Genomic DNA, 20,429 nt, shown 5'->3' with positions numbered 1-20,429 from the left:
GGGTCTCCTCAGATCTGGACTTCGGTGTGCGCGGCGGGCGGACGCCACTTGAGCAGGCGCTTCTCCAGCGCGGTCAGCAGGGCCTCGGCGACCAGGGCCAGCACGGTGATCACGATCATGCCCGCGTAGATGCCCGGGGTGTCGAAGTTGCCCTGGGAGCGCGCGATCAGCAGGCCGAGGCCCTGTTCGGCGCCGACCACCTCACCGACCACCGCACCGATCAGGGCGAAGCCGAAGGCGGAGTGCAGCGAGGCGAGGATCCAGGAGGTCGCGCTGGGGACCACGATCGTGGTGAGCACCTGCACCCGGCTGGCGCCCAGGATCCTGGCGTTGTTGATCAGGTTGCGGTCCACCTCGCGGGCGCCCTGGAAGGCGTTGAAGAACACCGCGAAGAACACCAGGATGAACGCGGTCGCCACCTTGGACTGCAGGCCAAGGCCGAACCAGATCAGGAACAGCGAGGCCAGCACGATGCGCGGCACGGCGTTGACGGCCTTGATGAACGGGGCGCAGATCTCGGCCAGCAGCGGGCTGCGGCCCAGCAGGATGCCCAGCACCACCCCGGCCAGCGCGCCGAGCAGGAAGCCGCCCACGGCCTCCTCCATGGTGACCAGCATGTTGGCCCAGATCGAGCCGAAGCTGGTGCCCTGGGTGAACCACTCCACCAGCTTCAGCCACACCTGGCTGGGCTTGGAGTAGTAGAACGGGTCGATCCAGTAGGTGGCCGCGATCTCCCAGCTGGCCAGCCACAGCACCACCAGCGCGGCGCGGATCGACCACACCTTGATCCGGCGCTTGCGCACCGCGGACACGGCCACGCTCACCTCGCGCTTGGGCGTGCCGACTGCGATTGCCTCAGACACCGGCCGAGCTCCTCTCCCGGGTCTTGTCGACCTCTTCCTTCAGCGACTGCCAGATCTCCCGGTACACGTCCTGGAACTCACGCGTCATCCGGATCTCCTCCACGTTCCGCGGCCGGTCCAGCCCCACCTCGAAGGTGGCCTTGACCGTGGCCGGGCTCGCGGTCATCACGACCACCTTGTCCGCCAGCGCGATCGCCTCGTCCAGGTCGTGGGTCACGAAAATCACCGCCGCGCCGGTGCCCGACCACAGGCGCAGCAGCTCGTCCTGCATCAGCGCGCGGGTCTGCACGTCCAGCGCGCTGAACGGCTCGTCCATGAGCAGGATCTCCGGCTCGTTGACCAGGGTCTGGGCCAGGGCCACGCGCTTGCGCATGCCGCCGGAGAGCTGGTGCGGGTAGTAGCCGCCGAACTTGCCGAGTCCGACCTTGTCCACCCAGATCTCGGCGCGCTTGCGGGCCTCGGCCTTGGACGCGCCGCGGAAGCGCGGGCCCGCGGCCACGTTGTCCAGCACGGTGCGCCAGGGCATGACCGCGTCGTTCTGGAACATGTAGCCCACGCCCTCGGGGATGCCCGACACGTTCTCGCCGCGCACCAGGGCCTGGCCCTCCGAGGGCGGCTCCAGCCCGGAGACCAGCGACAGGGTGGTGGACTTGCCGCAGCCGGTCGGGCCGACCACGGCGACGAACTCGCCTGGACGCACCGTCATGCTCAGGGACTGCACTGCGGTGTGCACCCCGCCGGACCCGCTGCGGAAGCGCTTGGTGGCGCTCCGCAGCTCGATGACAGGCGCTGTCATGGCGTGACTCCCTGGTTAAGTCGAGGTTTCGTTGTTGCGGGACCGTAGGTGAGGACGGTCACCGTCACGAAGCTTGTCGAGGTTGTTCGCCCATTGCACGTTGCTCGTGTTTCGCACGTTTTGCTCGCGGTACAACCGCTGGTCGGAGGTACCGTCTGCGCATGTCCCAACCCCGCATGCCCTTCGCGAGGCAGGTGCTGCTGCTCCAGATCGGACTGGTCGCGCTTGTCGTCGGGGTCGGCTTCGCCTTCACCGGGTGGCTGTTGAACGACAACCTGACCCACCAGTACGAGCAGCGCGCCGTGGCTGTGGCCCGCGCCGTGGCCGCCGACCCGGACATCGGCGCCGCCGTGGCGCAGGCCGACCCGCAGCACGTGGTGCAGGCCAGGGCGGAGCGCGCGCGGCTGGCCACCGGCGCGCTGTTCGTCGTGGTGACCGACAAGTCCGGCAAGCGCTACGCGCACCCCAATCCGGACGAGGTGGGCGAACAGGTCAGCACGGACTTCAGCCAGGCCGTGGCGGGCAACGAGGTCTCCAACGTGGAGCAGGGCACGCTGGGTCTGTCGGCCAGGGGCAAGGTGCCGCTGCGCGACACGGCGGGCACGATCGTCGGCGAGGTCAGCGTGGGCTTCAACGCCGAGGGCATCCACGACCAGTTGCTGGCGCTGCTCGGGCTGGCCGCACCCGTGGCGGCGGGCGCCCTGGCGCTGGGCGTGGCGGGCTCGGCGCTGCTGACCCGCCTGCTCAAGCGCCGGACCCTGGGGCTGGAGCCCAACGAGCTGACCGAGCTGGTGCAGCAGCGGGAGGCCGTGCTGCACGGCATCGGCGAGGGCGTGCTCGCCGTGGACGCGGCGGGGCGGCTCTCGGTGTGCAACGGGGAGGCGGCGCGCCTGCTGGGCCGCTCGCCTGAGCCGGGTACGCCGCTCGCGGAGCTGGAGTTGCCGGGCCGGCTCGCCGAGGCGGTGCTGCGGCGTGAGCCGGTGGACAACCTGATCGCCGTGGCCGGGGACCGGGTGCTGGTCGCCACGCACCGGCAGGTCCGCAGGGACGGGGTGGACCTGGGCGGGGTGCTGACCCTGCGCGACCGCACCGACCTGGAGACCCTGACCAGGGAGCTGGACTCGGTGCGCAGGCTCACCGACGCGCTGCGCGCCCAGCAGCACGAGTTCGCCAACCGGCTGCACACCCTGTCCGGGCTGTTGCAGACCGACCACCACCGGGAGGCGGTGGAGTACCTGCACGCCCTGTTCGAGGCCCCGGCCGTGCCGCTGGGCGCGGCGACGGAGGCCGTGCCGGACCCGTATCTTCAGGCGTTCGTGTCCGCGAAGAGCGTTGCCGCCGCCGAGAAGGGGGTCGCGTTGCAGGTGGGGGAGGCCAGTTGGGTGCCGACCAGGGTGCTCGCGCCGGTGGAGGTCACCACCGTGCTGGGCAACCTGGTGGACAACGCGATCGAGGCGGCCCGGGTGGGTGGCAGGCGCCCGGCCCGGGTGGAGCTGGACCTGGTCGCCGAGGGCAGCTCGCTGCACGTGTCGGTGGCCGACAGCGGGGACGGCGTGCCCGAGCACCTGCGGGAGGTGCTGTTCCTGGAGGGAGTGTCCACACGGGACGGTGAGGGTCGCGGTCTCGGCCTGGCGCTGACCAGGCAGGCCGCGCGCAGCCTCGGCGGGGACGTGCGGCTGGCCGATCCCGGTGGAACCGAGCATGGCGCGGTTTTCTCCGCGACCCTGCCGGAGGTGCTGGCGTGATCAGGGTTCTGGTTGTGGAGGACGACTTCCGGGTGGCGCAGGTGCACGCCGCGTTCACCGACCGGGTGGCCGGGTTCGTGGTCGTGGGCACCGCGCGCACCGCGGCGGAGGCGACCCGGCTGGTGCGTGAGCTGTCCCCGGACCTGGTGCTGCTGGACAACTTCCTGCCCGACCGGGCCGGGGTGGCCCTGCTTGCCGAGCTGGAGGTGGACACGATCATGCTGACCGCCGCCTCGGACAGCGACTCGGTCCGCGCCGCCCTCGCCGCGGGCGCGCTCAACTACCTGATCAAGCCGTTCACCTCCGAGCAGCTGGCGGACCGGCTCACCGCGTACGCCAGGTACCGCGGGCAGCTGTCCGCCTCGGTGCGCACGCTGACCCAGGAGGAGGTCGACCGGGCGGTGCGCGCCCTGCACGAGGGCGACCACCCGCACGCCCCCAAGGGACAGTCCACGGTGACCGCCAAGCTCGTGGCCGACGCCCTGCGCGCGGCCGGGGGCGCCCAGTCGGCCGCCGAGATCGCCGCCGGTCTGGGCATCGCGCGTGCCACCGCCCAGCGCTACCTCGCGGCGCTGGCCCAGGACGGGGCCGCGCTGATGACCCTGCGCTACGGGGCCACCGGCCGCCCCGAGCACCAGTACGAGTGGCGCCGGGGCTGATGGGTACCGTCAGGGCCATGCGCAGCCTGAAGGTGATCGAACAGTGGCCGGTCGACAACGCCGCGGCGGCGGTGGTCCGCGCGGACGGCACGCTGCTGGGCAGCCACGGGCCGGTGGACCGGGTGTTCGAACTGGCCTCGGTGACCAAGCCGCTGGTGGCCTACGCCACGCTGGTCGCGGTGGAGGAGGGCGCCGTGGAGTGGGACCTGCCCGCGGGCCCGCGGGGCGCCACCGTGCGGCACCTGATCGCGCACACCTCGGGCCTGGACTTCGACGGCACCAACGTGGTCGCCGCCCCGGGCAGTCGCCGCATCTACTCCAACGGCGGGTTCGCCGCGCTGGCCGCCGCCGTGCAGCAGGCCACCGACATCCCGTTCCCGCGGTACCTGCACGACGCGGTGTTCGCCCCGCTGGGCATGACAGCCTCGAAGCTGGTCGGCCCCGCCGGGTCCGGTGCGGTGTCCACTGTGAACGATCTGGTCCGCTTCGCCGCCGAGGTGCAGGCCCCCACGCTGATCGACCCGGCGACCCTGGCCGAGGCGACCACCGTGGCCTACCCGGGACTGGACGGGGTGCTGCCCGGGTTCGGCACGCTGCGGCCCAACGACTGGGGCCTGGGCTTCGAGTTGCGCGGCCACAAGAGCCCGCACTGGACCGGGGCCAACTCCTCGCCCCGCACCTTCGGGCACTTCGGCGGGTCGGGCACGTTCCTGTGGGTGGACCCGGTGGCGGGCCTGGCCTGCGTCGCGCTGACCGACCGCCCCTTCGACGACTGGGCCGTGCAGGTGTGGCCCCCGTTCACCGACGGGGTGCTGGCCGAGGCCCTCGGCGGTTGACACCGGCGAAAAGTGCGAATCGCCCCCTACGTTCGTCGGTTGTGCGCTGTTGGTTGCGCGCGGTGCAGTGATAACCCCTGCATCGTTGAGGTGGAAAGGACCCCTCATGGTCAACCGACTGCTCGGCGTGCTGGCCGCCACGGTCATCGGGGCCGCCTTGGCCGCCGTCCCGGCCGTGGCCGCCGCCAAGCCCGCGGCCGTGGACTTCTCCGGCACCGTCAAGCTGAGCAACTGCTCGGGTTCCGTCGTCCGGCCGGCCGCCGCCTCGGACAACGACTACGCCCTGGTGCTGTCCAACGGGCACTGCCTGGAGAGCGGCATGCCCTCGCCCGGCCAGGTCATCGTGAACAAGGCGTCCTCGCGCACGTTCAGCCTGCTCACCCCCAACGGCCAGAGCAGCCTGGGCACCCTGCGCGCGAGCAAGATCGTCTACGGCACCATGACCACCACCGACGTCTCGCTGTACCAGCTCACCAGCACCTACGCCCAGATCCGTTCGCAGTACGGCATCAAGGCGCTGGACCTGCAGGACACCCACCCGGTCGCGGGCACACCGATCAAGGTGGTCTCCGGCTACTGGAAGCGGATCTACAGCTGCAACGTGGACGGCTTCGTGCACGAGCTGCACGAGAGCGACTGGGTGTGGAAGGACTCGGTGCGCTACACCGAGCCCGGCTGCGAGATCATCGGCGGCACCTCCGGCTCCCCCGTGGTGGACGCGAACACCGGCAAGGTGGTCGCCGTCAACAACACCATCAACGAGGACGGGCAGGAATGCACCCTGAACAACCCGTGTGAGGTGGACGCCTCGGGCAACGTCAAGGTGCTGCCCAACGTCGGTTACGCGCAGGAGACCTACTACATCAACACCTGCGTGGACCCCGGCAACAAGATCAACCTGAACAAGGCGGGCTGCCAGCTCCCCAAGCCCTCCCGCTAGTCCCCATGTCAGGAAAGTGCCGTTCGCGACATCAGATGTCGCGAACGGCACTTTCCTGTCACCCCTACCCCCGGGTCAGATCAGGCCCTCGCGCAGTGCGAAGGCCACGGCGTGCGACCGGTTGCGCAGCTGGAACCGCTTGGTCACGTCGTGCAGGACGCTCTTCACGGTCCGCTGCGAGTAGCACAGCTTGTCGGCGATCTCCTTGGTGCTCAGCCCCTGCGCGACCAGGCGCAGCACCTCGGTCTCCCGCGCGGTCATGCCAGCCAGGTGCAGACCCCTCGGTTCCAGCACCTGGCGTTGCAGCCGCGCCACCCGGTCCAACAGGCGGCCCAGCAGGTCCGGCGGCAGGGCGCCCTCCCCGGCCATCGCCGCGTGCACCAGTTGGACCAGTGCCTCCGCCGAGGTGTCGCCGCGCCGCGCCACCGCGCAGACCCCCGACTCCACGGCGGCGAGCACCTCGTTGTCGTCGATGTCCCCGGCGATCAGCACGATCTTCCGGTACCCCCTGGCGTACAGCCCCCGCAGCAACTGCCTGACCCGGTCGTCGAGCCGGTCGCCCACGGCCAGCACCACGGTGTGCTCCGGGTCGCCGAAGCTCTCGTCGACCAGGTGCACCTCGGGCCTTGCGCGCAGGGTCATGGCAACACCGCCGCGCAGGATCGGATCGGTGGCGCACACCATCACAGCGGTCTTCGTAGCGGTAGTCAGCACGTGCCCTCCCCATCGATGCACACCCTGTGGCAGTGTGCGTCGAGGACAACGATGACGTGCCCGGTGTCCCGGTCGCATGGGACCTGTGTCCCGACCTTGCCCGTCCGGGCAGGACTCAGGGTTGATCGCCCAGCCCCGCCTCGCGCGCCCGCACGATCGCCTGGGACCGGTCGGCCACCTGGAGCTTGCTGAAGATGTTCGACACGTGGTTGCGCACGGTCTTGGGGCTGATGACCAGGGCCGCGGCGATGCCGGAGTTGGACTCCCCGCGCGCGATCAGGTTCAGGATCTCCAGCTCACGGGTGGTCAGCTCGGGAAAGGCCGTGGCGGGGCGCTGCGGGCCCGCGGCGAAGAACGTGATCATCTTGGCGGCGATGTCCTGGCCGAAGATGGCCTCGCCCCTGCCGACCGACTGCACGGCGCGGACCAGTTCCTCGGGCCCGGAGCCCTTGAGCAGGTAGCCCCTGGCCCCGGCGCGCATCGCGGCGAAAACCGAGTCGTTGTCGTCGAACATCGTCAGCATCAGCACCCGCACCGACGGGTCCTCGCCGACGATGCGCCGGGTGGCCTCCACCCCGTTGATGTCGGGCAGGTGCAGGTCCATCACGACCACGTCGGGCCGCAGCCGGGCGGCGGCGCTGACCGCCGTACCCCCGGTGGCCTCCTCGCCGACCACCTCGATCTCGGAGTCCTTGGCCAGCACGGAACTCAGCCCGTAGCGGAACAACGGGTGGTCGTCGACGACGAGTACGCGGAGCTTGTCCACAGTGATCTAGTCCTGTTCGCTGGCTAGCGGCAGCGTAGCGCTCACCACGGTGCCGCCGCCCACGGCTTTTTCCATCACGCAGGAGCCGCCCAACTCCACCGCCCGCTCCCGCATCGAGTCCAGGCCGACCCCGCGCGCCGCCGTGCCCGGCAGGCCCCTGCCGTCGTCGGTGACCTCCAGCCGCAGCGCCCCGCCCGCCAGCCACACCCGCACCTGGCACCGCGTGGCGGCGGCGTGCCGCACCACGTTGGTCAGCGCCTCGCAGATGATCCGGTACGCGGCGATCTCCACCGCCGCGGGCAGCTTGCCCAGCCCGTTGCGGCTGGCCTCGATGGTGAAGTCCACCCGCCGCGACGGGTCGGGCTGGCGCTGTGCCAGTGCCGAGGCGTGCTCGCGAACCGCCGTCACCAGGCCGAGCTGGCTCAGCATGGTCGGCCCGAGGTCCTTGGACACCCGGCGGATCTCCCTGATCGCGCCCTGCAACTCGGCGCCGAGCCGGTCGAGCAGGTCCACCGCCGAGTCCGGATCGGCCCGCAGGGTGCTGCCCACCATCGGCAGGCCCAGCGCGATCGCCGCCAGGGTCGGGCCCACCCCGTCGTGCAGGTCGTGCAGCAGCCTGCGCCGCTCCTCCTCCCGCGCCGCGACGAGTTTCTCCTTGCTGCGGGCCAGGTCCGCGGTGACCCGCGCCGCGTACACCGTCGCACCGGCCTGGGTGGCCACCCTCGCCAGCGCCTGGTGGTCCCGGCGGCGCAGCGGCTCGCGCGGGGACCGGCTGGCCGCCACCAGGTAGCCCACGGCGCTGCCCTGGTAGATCAGCGGGAAGCGGACGAGCCCGCGCGCGGGCGTGCCGTAGCTGGCCACCTGCTCGGCCCGGCCGCCGACCAGGGTCTCGATCGCCACGTAGGGCAGCCGCAGCGTGGTGCCCACGGCCTGCACCACGGCGGGCAGCGGGGACTCCGGCGAGTGCACCGTCTCCAGCCGGGAGGCCAGCACCGACAGCAGCCGGTACGGGTCGTCCCTGGCACCGAACAGCCGCAGGTTGATCGTGCTCTGCGCCCAGGTCCGCAGCGGTTGCACGGCGGCGGCCACCACGCTGGCGGCGATGACCTGCTCCCAGGGCGGTCCCAGCGGGTGCAGCACCATGCCGAGCAGCACGGTCACCAGCAGGTAGATGCCCGCGACGGCCACGCTGAGCACCAGGTACACCAGGGTGCGGCTGACCGCCACGTCGATGTCCAGCGCCCGGTGCCGCAGGATCGCCGCCGCCACCGCGAAGGGCGCGGGTACGAACACCAGCGGGAACAGGCCCCACGGCAGCAGCGGGCCGTGCGCGAACTGGGCTGGCAGCACCCACAGCACCAGGTACAGCGCCGACCCGCTGGCCATGGTGATCGCCAGCGCGGACAACCTGTGCCGGGTCAGCTCGTCGGCGCTGGAGTGGTAGCTGTACACCAGCGCGACCAGCACCAGCACCGGGTACAGGTAGATCGTCGGGTACACCGGGGACCCGACCAGGTCGAAGCGCTCCAGCGAAGTGCTCGCGGCGGGCAGCAACAGCGCCAGCTTCGCGAGCAGCAACAGCCACGGCCCCGCGTAGACCAGGGTCACCGCCAGCCGGTGCCCGCGGCCCGCCCGCTGCTCCGGGAACACCAGCGTGAAGTGCAGCATCGCCGCCCACAGCGTGGCGTAGGCGAGCTGGGCCAGCAGCCACCACCAGAACCTCGTGCCGCTGACCAGGTCCACTGCCTGGAGGGTGAGCATCCCGCCCGGGATCCCGCTCAGCAGGGCCAGCGAGGCGATCAGCAGACCCGTTCTGGCCGCCGGGTTCGCCGGTCGCAGCCGGTACAGGAAGATCGCCACGCCGAGCAGTGCGGCGATCAGCAGCAGCATCGCCCACGAGTCGGTCAGCGCCTGCGCCAGGTCGAAGGTGTGCAGCGTGACGTTCGCCGTGGTCTGCGCGCCCCCGCGCAGCACCGTGTAGACCAGCGGCCGGTCCTCGGGCAGCGGCACCGCGGTCACGTCCCGCACCGGGTGGCCGTCGATGGCCAGCACCTGGTCGCCGACCTGCAACTCACCCGAGTCGTGCGTGCCGTGCACCCGCACCGCGCCCGCCGTGAGCACGTGGTCCCCGCTGTCGATGGTCGTGCCGTCCGAGGGCGTCGCCATGCGGACCACCAGCGAGGCCAGGGTGAGCAGGATCAGTGCCGTGGCCAGCAGCCACATCGGCACCGCCGAGCGGGGACCGGCGCCACTGGTAGGGGAGGCCACGCGAAACACAGTAGCCATCCGGGGGTGGATCCGGTTCCGCGATGGCCTTCGCCCGGGTCTCGTACTCGAACCCCAACGGCGTTGTCCATCAGTGAAAAGCGGTGGGCGCTCGGGTGCTATTCCGCGCCCCGACACCACCTACACGTAGGACACCGCCCGCCGCGCCCGCCAGTTCAACCTCCACCGGCCGAGCCGCTGCGGATCGGTCGTGGGCTTGGGCTCGGGAAAGCACCGTGGAGTGGCCCGCACACCCCGGCTCACCGCGTCCTCGTCGAGCACGAACTCGGGGCGCAGTTGCTCGGTGTCGTAATAGCGGTGGAACACCGGGGTGAGCGAGCCGGACATCGGTGGCACGATCCAGCTCCAGTCGGCGGGGCAACTCCGCCCGGCCTCCTCCTCCTTGCGCAGGTGCGTGAGGAACCGGGCGGATTCCGTGTGGTGGTCGGTGATCGCCACTTCCGCGCGGGCGAAGGAGTGCAGCACGGCGCGGTTCAGCTCGACCAGCGCGCGGTCGCGCCACAGGGTCTGCTCGCAGGAGGTGTCCAGGCCCAGCCGGGCCCCGATCTCGCCGAGCAGGTCGTAGCGATCGACGTCGGCGAGGTTGCGGGCGCCGATCTCGGTGCCCATGTACCAGCCGTTGAACGGGGCCGCGGGATAGGAGATCCCGCCGATCACCAGGCGCATGTTGCTGATGGCTGGCACCGAGTGCCAGCGCAGGCCCAGCCCGGCGAACCAGGCGTGCTCGGGGTGGCTCAGCTCCACCTCCTGCACCACCGAGGGTGGCAGCTGGTGCAGGGTCACCCCGTCCTCGGGGGTCTCCACGACCAGCGGCAGCACGTCGAACCGGCCGCGATCGGTCGGGGGGACCCAACCGAGTCTGCACACCTCCTCGGTGAACTCGGCGTAGCGCGGGTCGCCGAGTACGGTGCCGGTCTCCGGTTCCCAGTACCCGGCGTACCGGATGAGCTGCTCGTTCCAGATGCGCGGCCCCGGCTGTCCTGGTGTGTCCGGGGCGAAGACGGTCATGGTGGGCCGGATCCGGCCGCCGTTGGTGGCCAGCCTCAGGTGCTCGGCGCACTGCGCGGCCACGTCGGCGGCCGAGCGCAGCCGCCGCATGTCGCGCACCCGCAGGCTGTGCCAGTACAGCCTGCCGATGCAGCGCGCGCTGTTGCGCCAGGCGACCCGCGCGCCGAAGGCCAGCTCGCCCTCGGTGTGCCGGTACGTCCCGGTGCGGTCGATCTCCTCGGCGACCTGCGCCAGCCGGGGGCCGACCGGCCCGACCTTCGGGTGCTCGCGGTGGAACTGGGCGAGGAACTCCTCGGCCTGGCCCAGGACATCGGCTGCGGGCGCCTCGTGGTGCTCGGGCTCCTGGTGCCGTACGGGACACCCGCTGGGCGGTGTGGTGTTCTCGGTGGGCGCGGCCATGGCGAACGAACCTAGCCCGCGCCTCGACACGCCGGGACCGCCAGTTTGGTGACCGATTCGATGCAAACGATTCAGTCCATCAGGGGTTTAGTCACGAAGGGTTGCGGCTATCGGTCGCGCGATCGGCTGCCTTGATCACTGGAACGTGTAGTTGACGATTCGACTTGTTTACTGACCGGGACTGGCGAGCCGGTTCTCCTCGGGGGTCAGCTCGCGGGTGGAGTGCGCCTGGGCCAGGGCCAGCACCCCCTCGATCGGACCGGCCTCCGGGCAGTTGCCCACCCGCACCGTGCCGTCCTCGTGCGTGGTCACCAGGTGGCCGTCGGCGCTGAACTCGGCCGAGTTCACGGCGGCGCCCTGCCCGGTGACCACCAGCGGCTCGCCGGCGCCGTCGGTGTTCCAGATCCGCATCGTGTGGTCGTTGCCCGCGCTGACCAGCTGCTTGCCGTCCGCGCTGAAGCCCAGGCTCCACACCAGGCCGTCGTGCCCGTGCTGCACCAGCGGATCACCCCAGGTCCCGGTGTGCCACACCCGCACCGTGCCGTCGTTGCCGCCGCTGGCCAGCAGCGAGCTGTCGGGGCTGAAGGCCACCTTCCACACGGGGCCCTGACTTCCTTGCAGCACAACGGGATCGCCGTGCCCGTCGGCGGGCCACACCCGCACCGTGCCATCGTGCAGGGCCGCCGCGAGCCAGCGCCCGTCCGGGCTGAACGCCACGCCGCGCGCGGGCTCGCCCGCCGAGTTGGCGAGCACCCGGGGTTCGCCCGAGCCGTCGGTGTGCCACAGCCGGACCGTGCCGTCGTCGCCCGCACTGGCCAGCAGCGTGCCGCTGGGGTTGAAGGCCAGCCCGGACACCACGTCGCGGTGCCCGGTGAGCACCACCGGCCGACCGTGCCCGTCGGCGGCGCGGACCTCGATCCTGCCCTGGTCGCTGGCGGCGGCCACCGACCTGCCGTCCGCGCTGAAGGCCACCGCCCTGACCTCACCGTCCACTGTGGCCAGCGCGCTCGACTCGCCGGTGCCCCCGGTGTCCCACAACCGCACGGTGCCGTCCGCGCCCCCGCTGACCACCCGCCGCCCGGACCGGTCGAAGACCGCGGCGGCCACGCTGCCGACGTGCCCGCTCAGCACCTTCGGATCGCCGACCACGGTGGAGTCCCAGATCCGCAGGCTGCCGTCGTTGCCGCCGCTGAACACCCGGCGGCCGTCCGGGGTCGTCACCACGTTCCACACCTCGCCGTGGTGCCCGCGCAGCACCAGCGGGTTGGCCTCGCTGGTGGTGCTCCAGATCCGCACGGTGCCGTCCGCCCCGCCGCTGACCACGCGGTTGCCGTCCGGGGTGAAGGCCACCGACTCCACCGCCTCGTCGTGTCCGTGCAGCACCAGCGGCTGGTCCCCGCCCTCGGCGGGCCACACCCGGACCGTGCCGTCGATGCCCGCGGTCGCGAGGTGCCGACCGCTGCGGTCGTAGGTCACCCGGTCCACCGTGCCCTGGTGCCCGGTGCGCAGGCTCACCTGCTGGCCGGTGGCCGAGTCCCACACCCGCAGCGTGCCGTCCGCGCCCCCGCTGGCCAGGTGCCTGCCGTCCGGGCTGAACGCGATGCCCGACACGTCACCGGTGTGCCCGGTCAGCGTGCGCGCGGTGCGAGTGGCCAGGTCCCACAGCACGATCGTGCCGTCGGCCGCCGCCCCGGCCAGCCGCGTGCCGTCCGGACTGTAGGACAGGCCCCACAACCCCGTCACCCAGTCCAACCGCACCGGTGGCTCCGCGCTGCCCAGGTGCCAGATCAACACCGCGCGGTCGGCCCCGGTGCTGGCCAGCCGCGTGCCGTCCGGGCTGAACACCGGGCTCCACGCCGGGCCCTCGTGCCCGCGCAGCACGGTCGGCGCGCCCTGGCCGTCGGCCCGCAGCACGTCCACGGTGCCGTCCTCGCCGCTGGTGGCCACCAGGTCGCCCTTGCCGTTGATGGCCACCCCGACCACGCGGCCCTGGTTCATCGGCCGGGCCAGCCGCAGCCGCGAGTTCAGCGTGGCCTGCCGCAGCAGGGACTGCGCCTCCGCGGTCGGCCGCGACTGGAAGGCCCGCACCGCGAGCAGCAGCCCCAGCTCCGGGTCCCGGTCCAGCCGTCCGCGCGCCATGGCCACCAACTGGTGGGAGTAGGCCAGGTCGCGTTCCTCGGTGGCCTGGCGCACCGCGAACAGCGCGCCCGCCGCCAGCACCGCCATCACCACCGCCGTGGCCACCAGCGCGGTCAAGGTCAGCTTCCTGCGCCGCGCCCGCGCCGTCTGCTCCCGGGTGATCCGCGCCCTGCTGGCCCTCAGGAACTCCCGCTCCAGCTCGTTGAGCCGGTCCACCTCGATCGACTCGCACAGCGCCAGCCGGTTGCCCTGGTACAGCTCCGACTCGTCCCGCCCGTGCCGCTGCCACTCGGCCGCCGCCACGGTCAGCCCGCGGTGCGCGCGCAGCTGCTCGCGGTCCTCCGCCAGCCACTCGCGCAGCCTGGGCCACCCGCCGATCAGCGCCTCGTGCGCCATCTCCACGCTCTGCCGCCCGAGCGTCACCAGCCGGGCCGCGGCCAGCTGGTCCAGCACCCGGGCCAGTTCCTCGTCCGCCCCCAGCTCGGCACGGTCCACCCTGCGCCGGGTGTCCTCGGTGCCCTCACCCAGCGCGGTCAGCCGCAGGAAGACGTCCCTGGTCCGCCGCCGCGCCCGGTCGTCCAGGCCCTGGTACACGCGCTCCGCCGACTGGGCCACCGCCCCGTCCACCCCGCCGGTGGCCTGGTACCCGGCCAGGGTGAGGGCGCTGCCCTGCCGCCTGCGCCAGGTCTCCAGCAGCGCGTGCGAGACCAGCGGCAGCGCACCCGGCCGGTCCCTGGCCTGCTCGACGATCGTGGCCACCAGCGCCTTGTCCACCATCAGTCCCGCGCGCTGCGCGGGCCGGGTCACCGCCTCGGTCAGCTCGTGCTCGGTCATCGGCCCGACCAGCAGCTGCGCGTCGCTCAGCGCGGCGACCAGGTCCGGGTGCTCGGCGCAGCGCGCGTAGAAGTCCGCGCGCACGCCCAGCACCACTCGTGCCCGGCTCTGCCCGTCCACGGCCACGCTGACCAGTGCCGAGACGAAGCGGTTGCGGGTCTGCCGGTCGGTGCAGAGCGTGAAGACCTCCTCGAACTGGTCGACCACCAGCACCAGCTGCGCGTCCTCGGGCTGCTCCGCAAGCGCTTGCCGTACCACCAGGGCCAGCCCCGAGGGGTCCGCCGCCAACTCGGCGGCCAGTGTGCCCGCAGTGACCCCCGCGCGGGCGGCCAGCCGCACGGCGCACTCCCGCAGCGGATCGGCGCCCGGGGTGAAGACCACCGGCGACCAGGTCGGCTGGGCCTGGGTCAGCGCGGGCAGCAGACCGGCCCGCAGCAGCGAGGACTTGCCGCTGCCCGAGGCGCCGTAGACCGCGAGGAACGGTGCGCGCGCCAACCGGGCGACCAGGTCGGCCACCAGTCGCTCGCGCCCGAAGAACCGGTCGGCGTCCTCCGACTGGAAGGCGGCCAGCCCCAGGTACGGCGCCACCCCGTCGAACACCGGCTCCGGTGGCGTCAGCTCCTGCGTCGCCTCCTGCCACCTCGCCCGCCACACCGCCTCGTCACCGGCACACGCCCGCACGTAGGCCAGGGCGATGTCCAGGGTCGGCAGCTTGCGCCCGTTGGCCGCGGCGGACAGGGCAGCCGCCGAGTAGTGCACCCTGGCCGCCATCTCGCGGTAGCCGGGGTTGCCCGCCGCCACGCGCAGCGCGCGCAGCCCCAGCGCGAACCGCTGAGCAGGGCCTCCGTCGGGATCGAGCGGGCGCTCGGGTCGTGGCACGTGGACCCCCAGGTGTTGTCCACGGTTGATTGTCCACACCCCCGTGTCGAGCGTGAACAACTGGTTCCCGGTAGACCGGACGTGTCACCAGCGCCAGCTCCTGGCGTCAGGTGACCAGTCTGGCCCCCACCCGTACCGAGGGGGGAGCAGACGCGGTCGGTGTGGGGAGGCACCGGTGCGTCTGCCTGGGTGCGGGTGGTGACCGGACACTCCAGCCGGGCAGGGATCCCCAGCCCCTGCCCGGTTGGGGTGAAACCGGGACTCGGCCGCCGCCGAGCGGGACACGCCGAGCCAGTCGGCCGCCCACCGCGAGTCCCGCCCTCAGGCGCACGAGTCCCGACCAGCCGAGCGTGAGTCCCGTGCTGGGGGCGGTCAGTCCCGTTCCGCGGAGCGCGGGTCCCGCCGGGGGCGGGGACTGGTCCCGGCCGGGCGGGGTGCGGCCGGGACCAGCCGCGTGCTCAGCTCGGTGACCTGGGCGCCCAACCTGGCCAGTGCCTCCGTCGTGTCGGCCTGGGCGGCGACCCGGGCCAGCACCAGGCTCGCCCCGCACAGCCCGGCGGCGACCACGCTGCCCGCGAGGTGCCAGCTGGGGTCCTGGCCGGTGCAGGAGAAGACCGGGGACGGATGCGGGGACGCGCAGGTGCTGAACGGCACGGCGGCCAGCGCGATCGAGGCGGCGGCCACGCCACCGAGCAGGGCCGAGCCGAAGGTGCGCATCAGCGGGAACGCGGCGTTGGCGGTGCCCGCGGCGCCGGCCAGGAACAGCAGTGGCACCGGGGACGGGAAACCGCCGAACGCGGCGCAGCCGATCATGAGCACACCGACAACCGCCTGCCCGGCGGCGATCGGTCGGTTCGGTGTCACGGGTGACGGATCGACAGGGGGCTCATCCCTGACAGCTTGCCCCGTTGGCCTGGGCCGACGCCAGCCGGGGGGTTCAGCGGACCGCGTCCCCGGCCACGCCCGCCAGTGCCAGGGCGGCGATCAGCGCAGCCGGTTCCACCGGTTGCCACTCGGCCTGCTCCGGGCTGACCGCCCACTGCACCGCCCCGCGCCGGGTGGGCGTCGGTGGTGCGGGAACCCAGTTGCCCGCGCCCCGCACCCGCGCGCCGGGAACGGTCACCGCGGCCGGGTCCAGACCGGGGCGCGTCCAGAACAGGCGACACTCCCGCTCCCGCCACACCGCGACCGGGGTGGTGTGCCCGGCCTCGGTCAGTGCGGCCTGCACGCGGATCGCTGCCGACTCGGGCAGCTCCAGCACGTCGAACACCACGCCGGTGGCCAGCGCGACGGCGAAGGAGAACAACCGGTACCAACTGCTCACCGTCGCGGGATCGGTGCTGGCCCTGTCCTGCCACAGCCGCCACACTGGGTGCGGGCCGTCCTCCTCGCAGTCCACCTGGACGCAGACGTAGCGGCGGCCGTCGAAGTGGGCGGCGGGCACCACCGGCCAGCCGTGTGCGGCGTAGTCCAGGGCTGCTCGTCGGAACTGCCGCTGCGGCACGGGATCGGCGCGGTCGTGGCGAGGTGGGGTCACGACCGTCGCGCGGACGTGAGTGTGGGGATCATGATCATCCTTCGCGGGGGTGGCGCTACCTTGCAGTGGACAGACTGGCCGCATCACCGGCCGGTGGATGAGTCCAATTCGCTGGAAGTGGACAACGTTGGTGGACAACTCCCGGATCGGCGAGGCCGCACTGGTCCGCCTGCTCGAAGGCTGGTGCACCGACTCGCGGGAGTCGTTGCACCGGCAGTTGGCGGCAGCGCTCACCGCGCTGATCAGCTCCGGCGAACTGCCGCCCGGCACGGTGCTGCCCTCCGAGCGCAGCCTGGCCACCGCGCTGGCGGTCAGCAGGGGCACGCTGGTGACGGCGTACACCACCCTGCGCTCACTGGGACTGGTGGATTCCCGGCAGGGCAGCGGAACCCGGGTGCGCGGCGTGCCCCAACCGGGTGTGGCGGTGCCCTCGGCGCGGCTGGTCTCGTTCACCGCGAAGGTCGGGCAGCAGCAGGTCGACCTGTCCAGCGGGGCGCTGCCCGGCCAGGACTGGGTGGCCGACGTGGTCGGCTCGGTGGGGCCGGACGAGTTGCGGTCCTGGGTGCGCGGCCACGGCTACCACCCGGCCGGTCTGCCGCCGCTGCGCGAAGCCCTGGCCCGGCAGTGCACCGCTGACGGCCTGCCCACCCAGCCGGAGCAGGTCCTGGTCACCAGCGGCTCGCAGCAGGCGCTGCAACTGGTCGCGGGCGCGTTGATCGCCCCCGGCGACGAGGTGCTGGTCGAGGACCCCACCTACCGCGGGGCGCTGGAGGCCTTCCGGGACCGCGGCGCGCGCCTGCGCACGATCCCGCTGCGGGAGGACGGGCTGGACGCCGAGGTGCTGGTCCGCCTGTTGCGCAGCAGGCGTCCCCGGCTGCTCTACCTGCTGCCCGCCGTGCACAACCCGGTGGGCGTGACCCTGCGGCCCGCCGCGGCCAAGGCCGTCGCGGAGGCGGTGGCCGACACGGGGACCACGCTGCTGGAGGATCTGTCCACAGTGGACACCCTGTTCTCCGGGCCGCCACCGACCCCCATGGCCTCGCTGGTGCCGGAGGCCCCGGTGCTGACCATCGGCTCGCTGTCCAAGCTGTTCTGGGGCGGCATCCGGATCGGCTGGGTCCGCTCCACCGCGCAGGCCGTACGCCAGTTGGTGTCCCACCGGTCCTCGGCGGATCTGGGCAGCTCCGTGCCCAGCCAGCTCGCCGCGCTGCGCCTGCTCGACTACGTGCCAAGGGCCCGCAGGGTGCGCGCCCGCGAGCTGCGCACGGGCTACCTGTGGATCACCGAGCTGCTGGCCGCGCACCTGCCGGACTGGAGCTGGGTGGTGCCCGACGGCGGGGCCTCGCTGTGGGTGCGGCTGCCCGGGGGCAACGCGGTCGCGCTGGCCGAGTCCGCGCGCCGCGGCGGGGTGCTGATCACACCGGGGCCCGCGTTCTCCGCCATCGACGGGCAGACCGACCGGGTGCGGCTGTCCTACGCGGTGGGACCGGACACCGTGCGCGCCGGGGTGGAGCGACTGGCCGTGGTGTGGCGCAGACGCAGGTTGCGGACCTGACCGGCCGGTAGAGTCCGCGTGTGCAGTCACCGACCGGCGTGGGTTTCCTGTTGTCGCAGATGGGCGTGTTCGTCTCGGACGGCTTCGCCGAGCGCGTCGCGGCGCTCGGGCTGACCCCGCCGCAGGTGGGCGTGCTGCGGCTGATCTCGCAGACCCCCGGCCTGAGCCAGCAGGCGCTGGCCGACCGGTTGGGCATCCTGCCCAGCCGGATGGTCGGCCTGGTCGACGACCTGGAGGCGCGCGGGCTGGTCGAGCGCAGCCGCAACCCGCAGGACCGCAGGCTCTACGCGCTGCACCCCACCGAGCGGGGCTGGGAGACCCTGGCCTCGGTGAGCGTGATCGCGGTGGAGTTCGAGCGCGAGGTCTGCGCCCCGCTCAGCGAGCGCGAGGCGGGCGTGCTGACCGACCTGCTGCGCAGGCTGGCCGACGGGCACGAGCTGCCCGTCGGCGTGCACCTGGGCTACCGTCACCTGACCGAGGGCGACGCGGGCTGAGGCTGCCCGGCCCGCGGTGCCGCGGCCAGCGCGATCGGCAGCGCCGCCACCGCGGCCAGCACACCCAGCAGGCTCACCGCACCCCAGCCCCAGTCCGACCACAGCTGGGCGCCCACCGCCGAACCCGCCGCGATGCCCAGGAACCGGGTGAAGAAGTACAGGGTGTTCAGCCTGCTGTGGTCCCCGGAGTGCAGCCCGAACAGCACCGCCTGGTTGACCACCTGGTTGCCCCACACCCCGATGTCCAGCAGCACCGTGCCGAGCAGGAACCAGCCCACCCAGCTCGGGCCGATCGCCAGCACGCCCCAGCCCAGGATGGCCGTGCCGATCAGCAGCAGTTGCCCGCGCCGCCCGCCGAACCGGTCGGTGAACCGCCCCGCCATCGGGGAGGTCGCCGCGCTGGCCGCGGCCACCAGCCCGAACAGGCCCACGATCGCCGGTCCGAAGCCGAACTCGCGCAGCAGCACGAAGGACAGGGTGTTCCAGAACGCGCCGAAGGCCACGCCGACCAGCACCCCGGACACGCAGACGCCCAGCACGACCTTGTTGCCCAGCAACAGCTTCGGCAGGGTGCGCAGCAGCGCGGCGTAGCTCAGGCCCGTGGCCTTCGCCGGGGCCGAGGGCAGTGCGCGCAGCAGCACCAGGCCCACCACGACCATCATCGCCACCGAACACCAGTAGACCTGGCGCCAGCCCAGCAACTCGCCCAGCGCCCCGGAGTACGCGCGGGAGGCGAGCAGTCCCACCAGCAGACCGCCCTGCAACACGCCGACGACCCGGCCCTGCCGCTGCCCGCCCGCCAGTGCGACGCCCAGCGGCAGCACGAGCTGGGGGATCGGCGTGAGCAGTCCGATGGCGAAGCCCGCCGCCGCGAGCCAGCCGATCGAGGGCGCCAGCGCCGCCGCGACCAGCGCCAGTGTGGTCGCCGCCATCATGGCCAGGATCAGCGGTCGGCGGTTGCGGATGTCCCCCAGCGGTACCAACAGCAGGATGCCCGCCGCGTAGCCGAGCTGCGTCGCGGTCGGCACGGTCCCGGCGGCGCCCTCGCTGACGTGCAGGTCGGCGGCGACCTGCTCCAGCACGGGCTGCACCAGGTAGATGTTCGAGGAGGTCACCGCGCAGGTCACGGCGAGCACGGCGGTCAGGCGAGCAGTGAGCACGTCGGATCAACCTACGTCCTGGACCGCGTCCCGCGCTACGGCGTCGGTGCCCAGCGCCGTCGCGATCGGGTCAGGCCTGGAAGCGGCGAACCCATGTCATGAAAGTGCCGTTCGAGACATCTAGTGTCTCGAACGGCACTTTCATGACGCTCAGGAACCGTAGGTCTTGACGGCGATGGTCTTCCACTCGTCCAGCAGCTGCCTGCGGCGGGCCGGGTCGCCGCCGATCATCGAGTCCAGCGCGAGCCCGCGGATGAGGTTGACGGTCAGCCAGAGCGGCAGGTCGGGGCGGTCCCCGGCCACCTGCTCGCCGAGCATCTCGCGGAACAGCTCGGCGGTGCGCCTGGCCAGGGCCTTGTCGATCGGCTGCATGGCGGTGTGCAGCTCGGGGTCGGTGCGCCCGGCCACCCACAGTTCCATCACGGCGGTGGACAGCGAGCCGGAGTAGCCGCGCCACAGCATGTCGATGCCCTGGCTGATCCGGTCCGGACCGGTCAGTGCCTCGCGGGCGCCGCTGGTCATCCGGTCGATGATCTTGCTCACCAGGTGTTCCACGGCGCTGGCCATCAGCTCGGCCTTGGTGGCGAAGTGGTGCTGCTGCGCGCCGCGCGAGACTCCGGCCCTGCGGCAGATCTCATTGGTGGAGGTGCGGGCGTAACCCAGCTCGACCAGGCAGTCGATGGTGGCGTCGAGCAGCAGTTCACGGGTGCGCTCGGTGCGCTCCTGCTGGGTCAGTCTGGGCCTGGTCACCAGGCTGATGCTAGCGAGCACTTCACAAACAATCCAGGCTGCCGGTAAGTTGGGCGAAGTTACCGGCAG

The 20,429-nt window shown here is 72.4% G+C and carries 17 protein-coding genes; 6 read left to right on the top strand and 11 right to left on the bottom strand.

The annotated features are described in order from the left end of the window. Window positions 1–8 precede the first annotated feature (8 nt). Both KALB_RS34265 and KALB_RS34260 read right to left on the bottom strand, forming a co-directional pair. Entirely contained in the window at window positions 9–863 is an 855-nt protein-coding gene (locus tag KALB_RS34265; RefSeq protein WP_025360192.1) for an ABC transporter permease, read from the bottom strand. Continuing rightward, window positions 856–1,659 (bottom strand): ABC transporter ATP-binding protein, encoded by an 804-nt coding sequence (locus KALB_RS34260; RefSeq protein ID WP_025360191.1) that lies wholly within the window; start codon window positions 1,657–1,659, stop codon window positions 856–858. Before KALB_RS34260 ends, KALB_RS34265 begins: the two co-directional genes overlap by 8 nt. Before the next feature lie 161 nt (window positions 1,660–1,820). On the opposite strand from KALB_RS34260, the gene KALB_RS34255 reads away from it, so the two are divergent. From KALB_RS34255 to KALB_RS34240, 4 genes are all read left to right on the top strand, one after another. Then, window positions 1,821–3,404, top strand: a complete 1,584-nt coding sequence (locus KALB_RS34255) for a sensor histidine kinase (RefSeq protein WP_148309765.1) — start codon at window positions 1,821–1,823, stop codon at window positions 3,402–3,404. Further along, on the top strand, window positions 3,401–4,063 hold the full coding sequence (locus tag KALB_RS34250; protein ID WP_025360189.1) for a response regulator transcription factor: 663 nt from the start codon (window positions 3,401–3,403) through the stop codon (window positions 4,061–4,063). The genes KALB_RS34255 and KALB_RS34250 overlap by 4 nt, the downstream gene beginning before the upstream one ends. 17 nt (window positions 4,064–4,080) lie before the next feature. Continuing rightward, window positions 4,081–4,899 (top strand): serine hydrolase domain-containing protein, encoded by an 819-nt coding sequence (locus tag KALB_RS34245; protein WP_025360188.1) that lies wholly within the window; start codon window positions 4,081–4,083, stop codon window positions 4,897–4,899. 106 nt (window positions 4,900–5,005) lie between these two features. Next, a complete protein-coding gene (locus KALB_RS34240; protein WP_025360187.1) occupies window positions 5,006–5,839 on the top strand; it encodes a S1 family peptidase in 834 nt (277 codons plus the stop codon). Window positions 5,840–5,914: 75 nt separating this feature from the next. Here KALB_RS34240 and KALB_RS34235 read toward each other — a convergent pair whose 3' ends face one another. The 7 genes from KALB_RS34235 to KALB_RS34205 all read right to left on the bottom strand — a co-directional run bounded on the left by KALB_RS34235 (window position 5,915) and on the right by KALB_RS34205 (window position 16,401). Continuing rightward, entirely contained in the window at window positions 5,915–6,550 is a 636-nt protein-coding gene (locus KALB_RS34235; RefSeq protein ID WP_411931146.1) for a response regulator transcription factor, read from the bottom strand. A gap of 118 nt (window positions 6,551–6,668) precedes the next feature. Next, on the bottom strand, window positions 6,669–7,319 hold the full coding sequence (locus tag KALB_RS34230; protein ID WP_035970362.1) for a response regulator: 651 nt from the start codon (window positions 7,317–7,319) through the stop codon (window positions 6,669–6,671). Window positions 7,320–7,325: 6 nt separating this feature from the next. Then, window positions 7,326–9,587 carry an ATP-binding protein gene (locus tag KALB_RS49600; protein WP_148309764.1) on the bottom strand — a complete coding sequence of 754 codons (2,262 nt, stop codon included), beginning with the start codon at window positions 9,585–9,587 and terminating at the stop codon, window positions 7,326–7,328. A gap of 138 nt (window positions 9,588–9,725) precedes the next feature. Continuing rightward, window positions 9,726–11,012 (bottom strand): nitric oxide synthase oxygenase, encoded by a 1,287-nt coding sequence (locus KALB_RS34220; RefSeq protein WP_025360183.1) that lies wholly within the window; start codon window positions 11,010–11,012, stop codon window positions 9,726–9,728. A 168-nt stretch (window positions 11,013–11,180) separates the two neighbouring features. Next, window positions 11,181–14,864, bottom strand: a complete 3,684-nt coding sequence (locus KALB_RS34215) for a WD40 repeat domain-containing protein (protein ID WP_042222922.1) — start codon at window positions 14,862–14,864, stop codon at window positions 11,181–11,183. A gap of 372 nt (window positions 14,865–15,236) precedes the next feature. Further along, window positions 15,237–15,728, bottom strand: a complete 492-nt coding sequence (locus KALB_RS34210; RefSeq protein WP_025360182.1) for a hypothetical protein — start codon at window positions 15,726–15,728, stop codon at window positions 15,237–15,239. A gap of 73 nt (window positions 15,729–15,801) precedes the next feature. Next, entirely contained in the window at window positions 15,802–16,401 is a 600-nt protein-coding gene (locus KALB_RS34205; protein ID WP_025360181.1) for a bifunctional DNA primase/polymerase, read from the bottom strand. 130 nt (window positions 16,402–16,531) lie between these two features. On the opposite strand from KALB_RS34205, the gene KALB_RS34200 reads away from it, so the two are divergent. Beyond that, on the top strand, window positions 16,532–17,956 hold the full coding sequence (locus KALB_RS34200) for an aminotransferase-like domain-containing protein (RefSeq protein WP_052360510.1): 1,425 nt from the start codon (window positions 16,532–16,534) through the stop codon (window positions 17,954–17,956). Window positions 17,957–17,976: 20 nt separating this feature from the next. After that, the gene (locus tag KALB_RS34195; RefSeq protein ID WP_025360179.1) at window positions 17,977–18,450 is read left to right on the top strand and encodes a MarR family winged helix-turn-helix transcriptional regulator; all 474 of its coding nucleotides are present in this window, start codon (window positions 17,977–17,979) and stop codon (window positions 18,448–18,450) included. Here the strand turns inward: KALB_RS34195 and KALB_RS34190 are convergent. Then, window positions 18,423–19,610 carry an MFS transporter gene (locus tag KALB_RS34190; protein ID WP_025360178.1) on the bottom strand — a complete coding sequence of 396 codons (1,188 nt, stop codon included), beginning with the start codon at window positions 19,608–19,610 and terminating at the stop codon, window positions 18,423–18,425. The two genes, KALB_RS34195 and KALB_RS34190, sit on opposite strands and share 28 nt — an antisense overlap. A gap of 150 nt (window positions 19,611–19,760) precedes the next feature. Next, the gene (locus KALB_RS34185) at window positions 19,761–20,363 is read right to left on the bottom strand and encodes a TetR/AcrR family transcriptional regulator (RefSeq protein ID WP_411931147.1); all 603 of its coding nucleotides are present in this window, start codon (window positions 20,361–20,363) and stop codon (window positions 19,761–19,763) included. Between the last annotated feature and the right edge of the window lie 66 nt (window positions 20,364–20,429).

It is taken from the genome of Kutzneria viridogrisea DSM 43870 (genome assembly GCF_000525635.1).
GTDB classification, from domain to species: Bacteria; Actinomycetota; Actinomycetes; order Mycobacteriales; family Pseudonocardiaceae; genus Kutzneria; species Kutzneria viridogrisea.
Note: the sequence above shows the minus strand (reverse complement) of the source record. Positions and strands in the feature narration are given on the sequence as shown.